Source organism: Methylophaga marina (genome assembly GCF_030296755.1).
Taxonomy (GTDB): Bacteria; Pseudomonadota; Gammaproteobacteria; order Nitrosococcales; family Methylophagaceae; genus Methylophaga; species Methylophaga marina.
In genome coordinates, this window is sequence record NZ_AP027741.1 from 1,976,363 (window position 1) to 1,991,559 (window position 15,197).

The following is a 15,197-nucleotide window of genomic DNA, read 5'->3' on the forward strand; positions in this document are numbered from 1 at the left end:
CTCAGAGGTAAGGTTTCAGTAATTGTGTTAACTGGCCGAAATCAATCGGTTTAGTTACATAAGCAGTAAATATGCCTGCCGCGGCGTCCTTATTTTCCTGCATTGCCGCTGCGGTTAAAGCTATCACCGGTATGGTCTTCATCTCATCTGAGGCTTTGATCGTTTTGGTCGCTTCTATTCCTGACATGCCGGGAAGGTTGATATCCATAAGTATTAAATCTGGACGTCGTTCCTCAATAAATGCCAGCCCCTCTTCTGCGGTGGCGCAACTATGAAAGCTAACATTCGAGTAGCGTGAAAAGAACACTTCAATTAAACGAATATTTGCCGGATTATCTTCAATATAAAGTACATGGCGTGATGAGGTTTCAATCTGCATGTCTGTTCGACGGGTTGGAGTTGGCTTCTCATTCATTTCTGAAGACGGACGCTGAGCTGAATGCCATGCCGTTTGTTGTGTAGATAGTGGCAGCTCAATCCAGAAGCTGCTGCCTTGACCCTCAGTGCTGGCGAAATCGATTTTACCGCCCATTGCTTCAATCAGGCGTTTACTAATACTCAGCCCTACGCCACTGCCTTCGATATTGGCATACTCTTGTCCCAGTCGCTCAAAAGCAGTAAATACATGGGCTTGTTTATCAGCTGAAATACCATGTCCTGTATCGGTTATGGTCATTTTTAGACAACCGCTTTGCGGCAGCAGGCGTGTTGTAACGATAACTTGACCACCGGCTTTGTTGTATTTGATGGCATTACTGACCAGATTAATAAATACCTGTTTTAGTTTGGTCAGATCAGCAATCACGACCGTATCATTTTGTTCAGGGACAGTAATCTTCACATCATATTTTTTTGCCATGGTTTCCAGCATTGGCAGGCACGCATCAAATATACTTTTGATGGAAATATGTTCAGTTGATAACTGGATATTACCCGATTCAATTTTAGATAATTCCAGCACATCATTTATTAAGTTAAGTAAGTGCTCCCCACTCTCAATGATTTGTTTGATTTGATGTCGTTGTTGCTCTGAAGGACTGGGATCATTATCTGATAGCAAGAGTTGAGAAAAGCCAAGGATGCCGTTTAAAGGTGTGCGAAGTTCGTGGCTCATGGCAGATAGAAACTCAGACTTCGCTTTATTGGCTCGTTCCGCTTCGAGCTTGGCTTGAATCAAGGCCTTTTGTTCTGCCTTTTGTTTAGAAATATCGCGTGCAATACCAGTAAAAAAGTGTTTTTCATCCCATTTAAAATGACTGATGGTCAGCTCGATTGGAAACAGATTCCCACTTTTATGTAAAGCTTCTAGTTGAACAGGTTTGCCGATAATGTGACTATCTTCTGTTGATAGAAAACGAGCCATGCCCAGTTTATGCATATCACGATAACTGGCTGGCATTAATTCAGTGATATTTTTGCCAATTATTTCTTCCGGGGTATAACCATAGAGTTGTGCTGAAGCTTTATTAAAGCTGACTATAACGCCATAGGCATCAATCGTGATGACGCTATCGATCGTGGTGTCTAGTAATGTCTTTAGTCTGAGGCTTTCTTGTTTGGCCTGGGCTTCCAGCGCTGAGCGATTGGCCAACTCTTTTTTTATCGACTCTGTTTTTTCCTGGATTTCCTTGGTCAATATTCGGTTATGGTGACGTTTTACCAGGTAAAAAAAGATAATAGTCAGACTCAATCCGCTTAATATAAGTACTAACCACTTGAACAGGACGATCTCACTATCAGGTGCTGTATAAATGAACTCATCCAGATCTCGGGACTGATCATTGATACCTAACTTATTATAAGTCTCAGCAATTTGTTTCCAACGACTGAGGGTGACATGACCAAATTCTACGGTAGGGTAGAGACTGAGTTTTAATAATTGTTCCGCTTCATAATTGACGTGTGCAGGTGTTTTGCGTTGCGTATTATATTTTTCTAATACGAGATCAATAATTTCGTCGGTATGTTCTGCCGTGTATGTCCATCCTTGATAGGTTGCTTTTCGAAAAGCATCCACCAACTCTGGATTATTTTGAATATAGCTTTGCGTTGTAAAGAGAATGTCACTATAAAAATTGATGCCGTAGTCCCTGGGGGAAATTACTCTGTAAGGCTCATTTTGCTCTTGCATGTAGAAGGGTTCATTCGAAATATAGGCTGTGACGCCATCAATGCGACCACTGATCAAATCATTGAGATAGTTTTTGCTGGGGGAACAAAATTAATCTTTGACGTATCAACATGCTGTTGTAGAAAAATGGCCGTTAAATCATCAGCCTCAGATTGCCGGTTGATTGTCCTACCTACAAAATCTGCTGCAGAATAAATGCCGGAGTCAGCTTTGACCAACCACACATATGGACTGCTTTGAAAGGTAGCGCCTAATGCTACAAAGGGACGACCTTTCATATATTCCATGACTATCCCGGTGCCGGATATGCCAAAATCTACATTTCCATTCTCAACTTCATCATAGGGATGGTTGAAACCGGTCAGAATCTCAACATCTAATCCTGCCTGGCGATAAAACCCTTTTTCTTTGGCGGCATAGATGCCCGCAAACTGAAACTGATGTTGCCAGTGTAGTTTTATGGTTACATGCTTAAGATCGGTATTTTTTGAATTTTCTTCGGCATGCGCTGTGCTGCTGAAAAAAATACAAAAAATATGAAAAACCATTTTACATTCATAGATATAGCCAAATCAGAACAGTGTCTATGTTAACTGAACAGATGACTCTGCCGCCAGTAATGTCACATCCTGAAGTCACGGCCCAGATAGACGCTTAATACATTTTTATCTTTCAGAATATCTTCAGGGGTTCCACGCGCAATCACTTCGCCTTCGTTAAAGATATAAGCACGTTGGCATACCTTCAGGGTTTCTCTGACATTATGATCCGTGATCAATACACCAATACCACGTTGGGCCAGCTCTTGAATAATGCCCTGAATGTCGAGAACAGAGATGGGATCAACACCTGCAAAAGGTTCATCTAACAGAATAAATTGAGGATCCATTGCCAGAGCACGTGCAATCTCCACACGCCTTCTTTCTCCACCTGATAATGCCATGCCTTTCGAATGACGGATGTGTTCAATGTGGAAATCTTTTAGCAGTTGTTCCAGTAATTGTTGTTTGGAAAGATCGTTCAGTTCTGTCCGTGTTTCGATGATGCCGTAAAGGTTATCTTCTACACTGAGTTTGCGAAATACCGAGGCTTCTTGCGGCAAATATCCAATCCCCAGTTTGGCACGATCATGGATTGGGTAATGAGTCAGTTCCTGCTGGTCAAGATAAATATAACCATGATCAACCGGTACCAAACCCACAATCATGTAAAAACTGGTGGTTTTGCCTGCACCATTTGGCCCTAATAGACCAACGATTTCTCCACTGTTTACGTCCAGTGAAATATCTTTAACGACTTGCCTATCACCATATTGCTTAGCAAGCTGATGCGCTGAAAGAATACTCATTACTCGTCGATCGCTTGTAAATAATAGTCGTTAACCCAGCCAATAACTGTCTCGCCGTTAAGCATTCCTCGGATTTGTGCCCAGCCTTGTTGGCGAGTAAGCACAAGCACACGAAGATTTTGATCAAGCGTGCCTAGACGCTGATAACCGGTTCCTGGTCCAGTTCGTACATTTAAACGACTTGTGGTGATGACTTCTGGATACTCTTTTGCAGGTAATGGTGCTTCTGCAGCAGGTTTTGGTGTGGTTGGTGTCGCTGTTTCAGTTTGAGCGGCGGGTTTGGGCTCATTAACTGCCGCTTTTGGCGCGTCAGCTTTCTTAGGTTTGGCTTGACTTGGTTTGTCTTTTTTCTGCTGCGTCATGGGCTGAATAATCATATGAATACGGCCCGAGTCATGCGTTTCACCGCCCACATTGACTGGTGCAGAATTGGCACTGACTACATTTCTGGCTATGTCATATTCAATACGATTACCAATAAACTCATCGCCATTTTGCCAGACATGGCCTTCACCTATCAGATAGATCTTTTGCTTGTCGGCATAATATTCCATGCGAATAGCTTTCGCTTTAACGGGTGGCTCACCGGGTTTGTGCACTTGTTCGTATGTAGCTAATTTACCGACAGAAACAGCTTTGGTGAGCTGTTTATTTTCATCGTAGTGGAAAGTGATGATATCACCTGTGATTTTTAACGTGCCCTGCGTGAGAATCGCATCCCCCTTGTATTGGGTGACGCCTTCCTGATCGTCCATCTGTGCATGGTCAGCTTCAATATTAATCGGTTTTTCACGGTCACTCGGCAAGGCCCAACTAATTGCTGGCAACATCAAACATACCGTTAATAATTTAGTTAGCAGGTGCATCGTATTGTCCTTTCACCCTGGAATGTAGGTTAATGGTTTCATCATTCATATCTGCATGAAGGCCAACTGAGTCAGTATCTCCGTTCGGAGTTTTAATCGTGACAGCATGGTCGGTATATGCAGTGTTATATTGTGTATCAAGCGTGAGCTCATCAGTCAGCATTTTAAATGCCGGGTTATTTTCATTAGTGATAATAACATTTCCTGTCAGCAGGATAGTTGTGTTATCGCCTTGAGTGTGACCGTGATCTGAAGTGATGACCCAGGAATCTCTACCTGGCTTGAGGAATTCTGCAATAGGATCAATGATTTCTGTACTGTCATCAGCTGGGTAGTGGGCCATTTCTTTACCTTTGATGACCCTTGCTGGTGTGCCATTGATATCCATGATTGTCATTGTGAAGTCTGTCATTGCGTAATCACTGCTACGATGAATCTGATTATTTTCAGGTTCAACTGGTTTGCTATCATCAGACAAGAGCAGCCAGATGCTTAAGATAGCTATCAGAGGCAGTAATATACGTAGATATCGAGGGAGATTAAAAATGGCGTTCAATTTGGTCTTGCAGGTTTCCCTGTCCTTCCATAATTAGCTCACAAACTTCACGTGCAGCGCCATGACCGCCATTTGATGTCGTGATGAAGTGAGCATGCTTTTTGACAATAGGATCCGCGTCTTGCACGGCTATGGCTAATCCAACACGGCTCATGATGGATAAGTCTACCCAGTCATCACCGACATAGGCGCATTCTTCTGGTGATAATTTGAGTTCTTTTATTAATTGTTGAAAGACGGGTAGCTTGACTCGCTGACCCTGATAGACATATTTGATACCTAAACTCTGCATGCGATGTTCGACCGTGCGCGAGGTCCGGCCAGTGATAATGGCAATTTCAACTCCGGTAAATTGCAATAACTTCATACCGTGACCATCGCGTGAGTGAAAAGCCTTGTACTCTTCACCATCATCACCAATGATAATTTGACCATTAGTTAAAACGCCGTCAACATCAAATACGACAAGTTTAATTTTCTTTGCTTTTTCTAAAATATCCTGCATGACTCTCTCTTAGACCACTCCGGCACGAAGCAGATCGTGCATGTTGATGGCACCACATAGCTGTTGATGTTCATTTTCTATCAGTAAGGCATTTATTTTGTAGCGTTGCATTAATTCTAATGCTTCAGCCGCCAGCATGTCAGCACGCCCCGTTTTACATTCACGTGTCATAAAGGCTGACAGTTTTTCAGTATGAATGTTAATTTCTTGTGATAACACTCTGCGTAAGTCACCATCAGTAAATACGCCTAAAATGTGATACTGATCATCGACCACCGCAGTCATGCCCAAGCCTTTGTTAGACATTTCTATCAATGCCTGGCTAATCAGGGCCTCTTCATCAATGGTCGGAATGGCATCGCCGGTATGCATAATGTCAGAGACTCGAAGTAAGAGACGGCGACCTAACAGCCCCCTGGATGTGAGCGAGCAAAGTCTTCTACAGTAAAACCGCGTGTTTCGAGTAAGGCGACGGCCAGCGCGTCACCCATGACTAATGCTGCTGTAGTACTTGAAGTGGGGGCGAGACCAAGTGGACAGGCTTCATTAGCGACACTGACATCGATATGTGCAGTTGCACACGTCGCTAATGTCGATTCCGGTCGGCCCGTCATGGCAATAAATGGAATGCCGAGGCGTTTTATCAAAGGTAAGATAGTCAGTATCTCACTGGTCTCGCCTGAGTTGGATAAGGCGAGCACTACATCTTTATCAGTGATCATGCCCAGGTCACCATGGCTGGCTTCTCCGGGATGAACAAAAAAGCCGGTGTTCCTGTACTTGCTAATGTGGCAGCGAGTTTACTGCCAATATGACCTGATTTTCCCATACCAATGACGACAACGCGTCCCTGACAATGCAGCATAAACTCACAGGCCTGCATAAAGTCATCATTAATACGCTCGTGAAGCGCTTTAACGGCTTCGATTTCTGTGTCAATGACAGCGTGGGCGAGCGCGCTGAGTTTGGCTTTATCAATCACAATTAACTGAGTCCAGGCGTATTTTGATAAACAAGTAATCCGTTGTAGGAAACGTAGACAAATAGCATCAATAAACCAGCAACGCGGCCTATGCGTCCATTCGCACTGTAGCGAGCAAATAAGTATAAGCCTACAGACAAACCAATCATGAATGGAAGATCCCTGTACAGTAACATCGGATCAATGTGCGAAGGTGCAATCAGTCCAGGCATGGCTAACACGGCAAGAATATTAAAAATATTCGATCCAAGAATATTACCAACCGCAATATCGTGTTCATTTTTTAATGCAGACATCACAGAAGCAGCAAGTTCAGGGAGGCTGGTACCTATAGCTACAATCGTCAGTCCAATAATCAAGTCACTCACACCAAGCAGATGAGCAATGCCTGTTGCACCCCAAACGAGTGATTTCGATCCAATCAGTAAAGAGACAAGGCCAATGACAAAATAGAACGTTGCCTGTTTGGCGGTCATTTTAGCGCTGCCGTATTCTGCTTCAAATTCCGCTTCCATGGGGTCTTGCTTATTGCTACCTTTGATTGCTAACCAAGCCATCCCAGCTAAGGTCAGCATAAAGCCACTAAACAGAATAATGCCATCGCCCCGGCTGAGATCATTGTCTAGTAATAACAATAGCGACAACACCATGACAAACAGTAATACCGGAAATTCACGTTTTAACGTATCTGAGTGGACGGTGAGTGGGGCAATGAGCAGGGTAATAGCCAGCACCAGACCGATATTAGTGATGTTTGACCCAATAGCATTACCAATCCCCAGTGCTGGCGCACCATCGATTGCTGCTAATGCTGACACCAGCATTTCAGGAGCCGAGGTGCCAAAACCCACAATCGTTAAACCAACGATAAGGGGGATACACCAAAATTGGTGGCAATATTCGCTGCGCCATCAACAAATCGATCTGCTCCCCAGATTAAAATTCCGAAACCCGCGATAATGGCTGATATAAACAGAATAGTTGTCATTAGCTTCCACGTTGATTAAATGTGAGATATGAAAAAGCCGGGATATACCCGGCTCTTCATTATAAGGATTCGTTTGTGAGTTGTCGTTAGATCATTCTTCAAACAAATCGAATTCATCATCGTTACTTGGCGGATTGCCGTCATGAACGAGATATTCACGATGCTGAAGGTAAGCATCACGTACATAACTGTATTCGTCTGTAGCAGCCTCGTTTAACACTTTTTCAGCACGTAATAAGTTAGCACGAGTATCCACTAATCTGACTCCACGGAAAGCATTACGAGCACCGGGTCCCTCAACATAAGTAACGGGGTCGGTGTAATAGTCACCCACTAAACCAAATGAGTCACGCACTGTTCTGGGACCAAAGAAAGGTAGAACAATATAGGCACCAGGCTCTACGCCCCAGGCTCCAAGTGTCTGACCAAAGTCTTCGTTATTTTTGTGGTTCCCACTCAGACTGGCAACATCAAAAATACCGGCAACACCCACGGTGGTATTGAGAACAAACCGACCTGTATCGTTGGCTGCTTGTTTAAATTTGAACTGAAGAAGATCATTGATGATGACAGTGATGTCGTTCAAGTTGCTGAAGAAATTACTGACACCTTGACTGAGGGGGCTGGCATCACTGTGTCATAGCCCTTTGCAACGGGTTTGAGGATAGCTTTATCGACCGTGTCGTTAAATTTGTACATTGCACGGTTGTATCCTTCAAGCGGATCCTTAGGATTATTGCTGGTAGCACAGCCAGTTAACAGCAATACTGCCGCCAAAAAACCGAGTTTGAAAACTGAGCGCAGGGTAGACATCGAATTATGATCCTTTTAATTTTATTCTTATCGACCCGAGAAATAATCGCACGCCGAGTTATGGCAATGCAAGTCATCTGTTGCGTTTATGACATGGTAATGTGAACTAAGTGGCAAAAAAACAACATGGTGATTATTTACAGACACCAAAAAGATTGATTGGTAATGTCTGTGTCTTTTAACTTTTTATTATGTCGGTTGTTAAACATAAAGTCCGAGAAGACTTTGGTGCAGGCTAACCAACTATGATTTTTTGCGTATTCAATACACTTGTCTCCAGACAAGTTAAGCGCTTTTTCTGCTGCTAACGTAAGGTCTTCATCAAGATAGCCTGTAATGCCTTCTTGAACGATATCAGCAGGGCCGGTAACAGGATAGGCAGCAATAGGAACGCCGCAGGCCATCGCTTCTAATAAAACTAGACCAAAGGTATCTGTTTTACTTGGAAACACAAACACATCCGCTGCGGCGAGATAAGAGGCAAGCTCCTTGCCGAATTTGGCTCCGGTAAAAATGACATCAGGATACTTTTGGCGAAGATGTTCAAGATCGGGCCCATCACCGACAACGACTTTATTGCCCTTGATATCTAATTGAAGGAAAGCTTCAATATTTTTCTCAACGGCGACCCGGCCCATATTCATAAATACGGGGCCGGTTAATCCCAGTTGTTGAGGATTTTCAGGAGTGAAAATTTCTGTCTCTACACCACGCCCCCAAACCTCAATGTTCTGGAAACCATGTGAAAGCAAGCGCTGTTTTTGTGAGGCTGTAGGGACCAAAGTGTGTACGGCTTTACCATGGAAGCGTTTAAGCCAGGCATAACTCCAGCTCAAAGGAATAGGCAGCCTGAGTCTGATATATTCAGGGAACTGGGTATGGTAAGACGTCGTGAACTGAATACCATTTCTAAGACACCATCGTCTTGCTGCCATACCCAGAGGTCCCTCAGTGGCGATATGGATGGCGTTGGTTTGATAGCTATCGAGTAACTTTTTGACTTTCCTGCCTGGTAATAAAGAGAGAGGAATACTCGGATAGGTGGGACAAGGGATAGTCTTAAATTGTTGTGGCGTAATCAGATGGACATCATGCCCCAACTCGATTAAATATTGACGAGTCTGTTTCAGGGTACGTACAACCCCGTTGACCTGAGGCTCCCAGGCATCGGTGATGATGACAATCTTCATTAGGCTGCCTGAGCAATAGCGTGAGGCTGCTCGATAATATCGGCCCAGTATAAAATTTCCATTTTACCGTTAGGATGTTCAACAAGTGCGGTGCAGCTTTCTACCCAGTCACCGCAGTTGAAGTAATCGACATTGTTGATGCGGGTAATTTCAGCGCGGTGAATATGACCACAGACGACACCATCGACCCCTTGTTTCGCCGCTTCATGTGCTACGGCCTCTTCAAAATTACTGATGTATTGCACCGCATTTTTCACTTTGTGTTTTAAGAATGCCGCCAGAGACCAGTATGAAAAACCCATCTTACGACGAACATAATTAACAAGTCGGTTTGCTCTGAGTAAGTAGTCATAGAGCCGCCCACCAATTTTGGCAAGTAGTGGGGAAATTTTGACGACACTATCAAATTGATCGCCATGTAAGATTAATAATTTTTTACCTTCAGCGGTGGTATGGACTATCTCGTTCTGAATTTCGATATTACCAAAAACGGCCCCATCGAAGTCACGGAGTAACTCATCATGATTGCCTGGTACATAAATAACCTTGGTGTCGTGTTTAGCTTTACCAAGTAGGGTTCGGATTACATTATTATGTGCCTGAGGCCAAAACATGCGTTTTTTCATTTCCCACACGTCAACAATGTCACCGACAAGATATAAATAATCGCATTCAACCTTATGCAAAAAATCGAGTAAAAAGTCAGCACTGCAGCCTCGAAACCCCAGGTGGATATCAGAAATCCAGACGCTGCGAACTTTTAACTTCTCTTTGTGACTCACTTGTGTTTGCATAATGTGTCGTTTCCTTAGTATTTTGAGGGCACACTAACGAACTTATATTGCAGCATCATGAATATTTTGTTGCAGAATGATGACGATAACTTATTGAATTAATTGTCGTATCATTAAACAATAGCCAAAATGAGACGCCCAATGAGCAATCCATTATTAGAAAATTACCCATTACCGCCTTTCTCTGAAATCAAACCTGAGCATGTAGAGCCTGCTGTAACACAAGCGATAAGTCAGGCTAGACAAGCAGTAGATAAATTACTGACACAGGTGAGCCATCCCACATGGGAAACCTTGGTTGAGCCAATGGAAGACATTGATGTGTCAATCGATCGTGTTTGGTCTCCAGTCAGTCATATGAACTCTGTAGTGAATTCGGATGAATTAAGAAAAGCTTATAACGCTTGTCTGCCGATGTTGAGTGAGTTCGGTACAGAGCTGGGACAAAATGAAGACTTGTACCGTGCTTATAAACAGCTGGCTGAGAGTGCGGTGTACCCGTCGCTGGATACTGCCCAGAAAAAGTCATTGATAATGCCGTCAGAGACTTCCGTTTATCCGGGGTAGAACTTAATCAGGCTGACCGTGATGAGTATAAAAACATCACGCAAAAACTGACCGAACTGAGTGCTAAGTTCGAAGAAAACCTGATGGATGCGACACACGGCTGGAAAAAGCATATTACGGATAAAGACATGTTATCTGGATTACCTGAGTCGACCATTGCCATGGCAGAGCAATTTGCCAAACGTGACAATGTTGAGGGCTGGGTATTTACGCTGGATTTCCCCTCATATATGCCGGTCATGTCTTATGCAGATAATCGTGAATTTCGCGAAGAAATGTACACCGCCTTTGCGACTAAAGCTTCTGATCAGGGACCGAATGCCGGCCAGTGGGACAATACTCAGGTCATGGCCGATATTCTCAAGCTTCGTCATCGTTTAGCTAACTTACTTGGCTTTGCTAACCACGCTGAACGCTCTTTAGCGACAAAAATGGCACAAAGCCCAGAACAGGTGATGGATTTCCTCAATGATCTGGCTGAGCGTAGTAAACCGATAGCCATTAAAGAATTTGAAGAATTAAAAGCCTTCGCAAAAGAAACAGCAGGCATGGATGAATTACAAGCATGGGATGTCACTTATTTTGCCGAGAAACTACGCCAGCAACGCTATAGTATCTCTCAGGAAGAGCTCAAACCATATTTCCCAGAAGATAAAGTCGTTAATGGTTTGTTTGCTGTGGTAAACCGCTTATACGGATTGGTTATCAGTGAACGGACGGATATCGATACCTGGCATAAAGACGTACGTTTTTTGAAATCCGCGAATCAAACGGTAACTTACGTGGCCAGTTTTATCTGGACTTATATGCTCGCCAACACAAACGTGGCGGCGCATGGATGGATGAATGTCTGGTGCGCCGAAAAACAGCCAAAGGTCTGCAAACACCGGTGGCTTTCCTGACTTGTAATTTCTCTGAGCCTGTCGGTGATAAGCCGGCCTTATTCACTCATGATGAAGTCACGACCTTGTTCCATGAGTTTGGTCATGGTCTGCATCATATGCTGACAAAAATTGATTATGCCGGTGTGTCAGGAATTAACGGTGTTGCTTGGGATGCGGTCGAGTTACCCAGTCAGTTTATGGAAAACTGGTGCTGGGAAAGGGAAGCACTAGATCTGATTTCAGGTCATTATGAAACCGGTGAAAAACTACCTGATGACCTTTATGAAAAAATGATCGCGGCGCGTAACTTCCAGTCAGCGATGATGATGGTGCGTCAGTTGGAGTTTTCTATTTTCGATTTCCGTTTGCATTTGGAGTTTGATCCAGAAGGCGGCAATCAAGTGGATAAAATTCTGGCCGAAGTGCGTGATCAGGTAGCTGTCGTTAAACCGCCAAAATTTAATCGTTTCGCTCATAGCTTTGGTCACATCTTCGCTGGCGGTTATGCGGCTGGTTACTATAGTTATAAGTGGGCAGAAGTGTTATCAGCCGATGCGTTTTCTAAATTTGAAGAAAAAGGTATCTTTGATCGTGAAACCGGGCTGGCGTTTTTGAATAATATTCTGGAGCAGGGTGGTTCAAAAGAACCGATGGAATTATTCATAGCCTTCCGTGGACGAGAGCCTGAAATTGATGCTCTGTTAAGACATTCAGGAATAGCCGCATAACAAAAAAGGGCCGAAAGGCCCTTTTTTATTTGTGTGGTGTAGGTGAATCAAGAATTCGCACAGATTTGCACAGCTTGCTGTGCTGATTGAATAATGGTCATGACTTCATCTTTTGAAATTTTGCCGCCATCAATATCTTTTTTGAGTTCTTCATTCAAAGCTTGCGTCGCTTGAGCAACATCACCGCCTTGTGCGACAGGTAAAATGGCTTTTTCACGATACTGTTCTGGAAAAATCGCTAAGCCTTCGAGTTGGCAGCCCGCCATTTTTGCAACATAAGCATCCGCTTCTCTTTTAATGGCACCGGCAGTCAGATCGGGTCTATCCATGCCCAGTTTTTTCATCACCATTGGACGAAGCTGTTCACTGTAATTTTTTTTGTAAGCCTCTACGTCATTAGCGTCGATAGCAAAAGCGAGTTGTGCAAAGAGCGCTAAAGGTAGTAATAAAAACGTTTTTCTCATTATATGTCTCTCTTAGATAACTTAATTTTTTGTTAATAGCTCTATCAGGCTGAACAATAGATGACTATCAGTCAACTTTATCTGTGTAAAGATAAGTAATCCAGAGTTAATAATGAAATTTGTCGCTGTCAGTCTTAGTACATAAAAGCCGCTGTGATTTACATCCTTTAGCTTTACATTCTTATGTTTTGGGGTAATCGAAAAACCTTATTTCTTTGTTTTCTTTTTGTTTTTAGCTTTCTTTTTGTCTTTTTTAGCGGACTTTTCTTCCTTGGACTTTTTGTCTTTCTTGTTGCCCTTGTCAGCTTTGGTTTTTTTACGGTCTTTCTTTTTGACTTCTTTGGGCGTGTCTTCCACAACCGCTTTTTCTAGTGTTGATTTTTGTGAGGTGACTTCACTTGCTGTTTGAGGAAAAGCCTTCATGCCCAATTGACGAAAACGTGCCGCCCAGTATCGTACTTGTCCGATACTTAATCCAGTTTGTGTCGCTGTTTCTTTTTGAGTCACACCATCATGAAGAGCAAGCAAAGCACTGGCGCGGGTACTAAACTCATTGTCAGAAGCGGCGATGGCTTTGCAGAGTTTAACTTGAGCTGGAGTGAGTAATTTCTTGCGAGGGCTGTTTACCTGTTCTTTGCTTGTCATTGTCAACTCCATCAACGGGTATAGAAAGAATGTAATAATAATTACATTAAACCTTTTGATTGTGTATGAGGAGTATGACGGTTTTGTGACACTGGCGTCAGAATAAAAACGGAATTGTACACACACATAAAAAAAGGGCGGTTCGCCCTTTTTTGTTTAATAGTTTAAGCGTGGATTTAGCGAAGCTGACTATCTTTGCTGCCCCGTCGATTAAACATACCAGCTGCTTTGTTTTCATTATCTATCTCTTCCTGACATTTCACACACAGGTAAACACCAGGAATGGCTTTACGTCGGCCTTCGGGAATTTCAGCATCACACTCTTCACAATGCGTCAGGCTTTCACCTTGAGGTAAACGTGAGCGTGCTTGCTGTATCGCGTCATCCACACTGGCGTCTATTTGATCTTGTACCGCCCCGTCACGGGACCATCCTCCAGCCATAACAACCTCCAACTGACTGTTTTAATACTATTTCATTATAGGCTTAAAGTCAGCTTGGACCCAATAGTCATGATTTAAGGTAGCTTTTTACCTAACCGTTGTTTCCAGCGAACAATGGGGTACCAGGTCTGTCCCCAAATCTGTCGTGGTAGACGAACGGTTGTGTCATATTCGGCAGGCCAGTAATTTCCGGGCAGATGATAAGTACCGAAGAGTCGATCAAACAAAACGGTGTGCGCCGAGTAGTTAGTATCAATGGCCGGCTTTTCTGAACTGTGATGCCAGTGATGAAACTGTGGCGTGACAAAAATAGTTTTGAGCGGGCCAAAGGGGATATCGACATTACAGTGAATCAGAATAGCCTGAAGCGCGGCAAAGGTGACATATATATTCAATGCAGACTCATCCGCACCTAATAAATAAAGTGGGATCATCACCATAGCGCGTTCAGAAAATACCTGTACAAAATGGCCACGGGAGCCAGCTAACCAGTCCAAATGTTCAACAGAATGATGAACGGCATGAATAGGCCATAGTGTTTTTACTTCATGATAGGCACGATGCTCCCAATACAACACAAAATCTGCTGCCAGAATAATCAGTATGACTTGTAACCAAACTGGCATGGCTTGAACGGTGGATTGCACAGAGGGACTAACAGCCCAATCAAAATGGCTGGCATGATAATTTGCAAAAATAAGAATGGCGGATATCGCGAGGTGGTTAAAACAAAAGTAGAACATATCCACCGCCCACTCTGGACGAGTGATGACTTGGTCCCGATATTTGGGAAATAGCTTTTCCAGTGTCATGAAGATGACGACTGATCCTAGAAAGGCAAGAATTAACCAATCGACCCCCAACGATAATTCTCTGGGCTCTACCTGACCTATCGGAATGTTGTAACCACCCAGAGCAAACCCAATCAAGGTCAATGAAATAGCGACAAGGCCATAAAGTTTGTACTTGCCTTTATTCAAACCAAACGTCAATGCAGCGAAGAATAATGAAAAATACATGGCATATTTCAATAGCAATTGTAATTGCTCAGCATCATAAACTTGGCGCAGCTCAGCCGTCGTTAAATAGGCTGGGTAAAGGTAAGCTAGCACCGCTAGCAGGCTCAATATGCTGAGTGTAAGAGACAAATAACAACTTATTCTGCCCTCGCCAATACGAAATTCTTTTGCTGGATTCTTTTCAACATGTCGAGGCTGATATTGATAAGGTTCGGTCATGATTGGTATCGATATAGTGAAACTTGGTCGACATAATGTCTGTGTTAAAGGGTTT

At 43.4% G+C, this 15,197-nt stretch carries 15 protein-coding genes and 3 pseudogenes; 1 reads left to right on the forward strand and 17 read right to left on the reverse strand.

All coding sequences use genetic code 11. The annotated features are described in order from the left end of the window. Position 1 precedes the first annotated feature (1 nt). The 13 genes and pseudogenes from QUE24_RS10190 to QUE24_RS10245 form a co-directional block, all read right to left on the reverse strand. Complete coding sequence (locus tag QUE24_RS10190) at positions 2-2,188, reverse strand: ATP-binding protein (protein WP_286303727.1); 2,187 nt, start codon at positions 2,186-2,188, stop codon at positions 2-4. Then, positions 2,185-2,679 (reverse strand): ABC transporter substrate-binding protein, encoded by a 495-nt coding sequence (locus tag QUE24_RS10195; RefSeq protein ID WP_286303728.1) that lies wholly within the window; start codon positions 2,677-2,679, stop codon positions 2,185-2,187. Before QUE24_RS10195 ends, QUE24_RS10190 begins: the two co-directional genes overlap by 4 nt. Before the next feature lie 74 nt (positions 2,680-2,753). Next, complete coding sequence (gene lptB / locus QUE24_RS10200) at positions 2,754-3,479, reverse strand: LPS export ABC transporter ATP-binding protein (protein ID WP_286303729.1); 726 nt, start codon at positions 3,477-3,479, stop codon at positions 2,754-2,756. Then, positions 3,479-4,345 carry a lipopolysaccharide transport periplasmic protein LptA gene (lptA, locus tag QUE24_RS10205; protein WP_286303730.1) on the reverse strand — a complete coding sequence of 289 codons (867 nt, stop codon included), beginning with the start codon at positions 4,343-4,345 and terminating at the stop codon, positions 3,479-3,481. Before lptA ends, lptB begins: the two co-directional genes overlap by 1 nt. Then, positions 4,329-4,823 (reverse strand): LPS export ABC transporter periplasmic protein LptC, encoded by a 495-nt coding sequence (gene lptC / locus QUE24_RS10210; RefSeq protein ID WP_320165600.1) that lies wholly within the window; start codon positions 4,821-4,823, stop codon positions 4,329-4,331. Before lptC ends, lptA begins: the two co-directional genes overlap by 17 nt. 61 nt (positions 4,824-4,884) lie before the next feature. Then, on the reverse strand, positions 4,885-5,406 hold the full coding sequence (gene kdsC / locus QUE24_RS10215) for a 3-deoxy-manno-octulosonate-8-phosphatase KdsC (RefSeq protein WP_286303732.1): 522 nt from the start codon (positions 5,404-5,406) through the stop codon (positions 4,885-4,887). Positions 5,407-5,415: 9 nt separating this feature from the next. After that, complete coding sequence (locus QUE24_RS15810; protein ID WP_350226579.1) at positions 5,416-5,778, reverse strand: CBS domain-containing protein; 363 nt, start codon at positions 5,776-5,778, stop codon at positions 5,416-5,418. A 32-nt stretch (positions 5,779-5,810) separates the two neighbouring features. Next, positions 5,811-6,289, reverse strand: a pseudogene (locus tag QUE24_RS15815) (KpsF/GutQ family sugar-phosphate isomerase). A 101-nt stretch (positions 6,290-6,390) separates the two neighbouring features. Continuing rightward, positions 6,391-7,239 carry a calcium/sodium antiporter gene (locus QUE24_RS10225; RefSeq protein ID WP_350226580.1) on the reverse strand — a complete coding sequence of 283 codons (849 nt, stop codon included), beginning with the start codon at positions 7,237-7,239 and terminating at the stop codon, positions 6,391-6,393. Between the two features lie 5 nt (positions 7,240-7,244). Beyond that, positions 7,245-7,376: a hypothetical protein gene (locus tag QUE24_RS15820; RefSeq protein WP_350226581.1), complete on the reverse strand. Its 132-nt coding sequence runs from the start codon at positions 7,374-7,376 to the stop codon at positions 7,245-7,247. Between the two features lie 91 nt (positions 7,377-7,467). After that, a pseudogene (locus QUE24_RS10230) lies at positions 7,468-8,189 on the reverse strand (MlaA family lipoprotein). A 137-nt stretch (positions 8,190-8,326) separates the two neighbouring features. Next, positions 8,327-9,379 (reverse strand): glycosyltransferase family 4 protein, encoded by a 1,053-nt coding sequence (locus QUE24_RS10240; protein ID WP_286303735.1) that lies wholly within the window; start codon positions 9,377-9,379, stop codon positions 8,327-8,329. Continuing rightward, positions 9,379-10,173, reverse strand: a complete 795-nt coding sequence (locus QUE24_RS10245; RefSeq protein WP_286303736.1) for a UDP-2,3-diacylglucosamine diphosphatase — start codon at positions 10,171-10,173, stop codon at positions 9,379-9,381. Before QUE24_RS10245 ends, QUE24_RS10240 begins: the two co-directional genes overlap by 1 nt. A 141-nt stretch (positions 10,174-10,314) precedes the next feature. Between QUE24_RS10245 and prlC the strand changes: the two are divergent. Continuing rightward, positions 10,315-12,352 (forward strand): annotated as a pseudogene (gene prlC, locus QUE24_RS10250) (oligopeptidase A). Positions 12,353-12,399: 47 nt separating this feature from the next. On the opposite strand, the gene QUE24_RS10255 reads toward prlC, so the two are convergent. From QUE24_RS10255 to QUE24_RS10270, 4 genes are all read right to left on the reverse strand, one after another. Then, positions 12,400-12,816 carry a hypothetical protein gene (locus tag QUE24_RS10255; protein ID WP_286303737.1) on the reverse strand — a complete coding sequence of 139 codons (417 nt, stop codon included), beginning with the start codon at positions 12,814-12,816 and terminating at the stop codon, positions 12,400-12,402. A 207-nt stretch (positions 12,817-13,023) separates the two neighbouring features. Then, positions 13,024-13,461, reverse strand: a complete 438-nt coding sequence (locus QUE24_RS10260; protein ID WP_286303738.1) for a helix-turn-helix domain-containing protein — start codon at positions 13,459-13,461, stop codon at positions 13,024-13,026. 176 nt (positions 13,462-13,637) lie between these two features. Then, positions 13,638-13,904, reverse strand: a complete 267-nt coding sequence (locus QUE24_RS10265) for a DksA/TraR family C4-type zinc finger protein (protein ID WP_286303739.1) — start codon at positions 13,902-13,904, stop codon at positions 13,638-13,640. 74 nt (positions 13,905-13,978) lie between these two features. After that, on the reverse strand, positions 13,979-15,142 hold the full coding sequence (locus tag QUE24_RS10270; protein ID WP_286303740.1) for a sterol desaturase family protein: 1,164 nt from the start codon (positions 15,140-15,142) through the stop codon (positions 13,979-13,981). Positions 15,143-15,197 lie beyond the last annotated feature (55 nt).

What these genes read in the sequence shown, in the direction of transcription:
- QUE24_RS10195 (WP_286303728.1), bottom strand. Translation starts at nt 2,679, where the DNA reads ATGGTTTTTCATATTTTTTGTATTTTTTTCAGCAGCACAGCGCATGCC.
- lptB (WP_286303729.1), bottom strand. Translation starts at nt 3,479, where the DNA reads ATGAGTATTCTTTCAGCGCATCAGCTTGCTAAGCAATATGGTGATAGG.
- lptA (WP_286303730.1), bottom strand. Translation starts at nt 4,345, where the DNA reads ATGCACCTGCTAACTAAATTATTAACGGTATGTTTGATGTTGCCAGCA.
- kdsC (WP_286303732.1), bottom strand. Translation starts at nt 5,406, where the DNA reads ATGCAGGATATTTTAGAAAAAGCAAAGAAAATTAAACTTGTCGTATTT.
- QUE24_RS15810 (WP_350226579.1), bottom strand. Translation starts at nt 5,778, where the DNA reads ATGCATACCGGCGATGCCATTCCGACCATTGATGAAGAGGCCCTGATT.
- QUE24_RS15820 (WP_350226581.1), bottom strand. Translation starts at nt 7,376, where the DNA reads ATGACAACTATTCTGTTTATATCAGCCATTATCGCGGGTTTCGGAATT.
- QUE24_RS10240 (WP_286303735.1), bottom strand. Translation starts at nt 9,379, where the DNA reads ATGAAGATTGTCATCATCACCGATGCCTGGGAGCCTCAGGTCAACGGG.
- QUE24_RS10245 (WP_286303736.1), bottom strand. Translation starts at nt 10,173, where the DNA reads ATGCAAACACAAGTGAGTCACAAAGAGAAGTTAAAAGTTCGCAGCGTC.
- QUE24_RS10255 (WP_286303737.1), bottom strand. Translation starts at nt 12,816, where the DNA reads ATGAGAAAAACGTTTTTATTACTACCTTTAGCGCTCTTTGCACAACTC.
- QUE24_RS10260 (WP_286303738.1), bottom strand. Translation starts at nt 13,461, where the DNA reads ATGACAAGCAAAGAACAGGTAAACAGCCCTCGCAAGAAATTACTCACT.
- QUE24_RS10265 (WP_286303739.1), bottom strand. Translation starts at nt 13,904, where the DNA reads ATGGCTGGAGGATGGTCCCGTGACGGGGCGGTACAAGATCAAATAGAC.
- QUE24_RS10270 (WP_286303740.1), bottom strand. Translation starts at nt 15,142, where the DNA reads ATGACCGAACCTTATCAATATCAGCCTCGACATGTTGAAAAGAATCCA.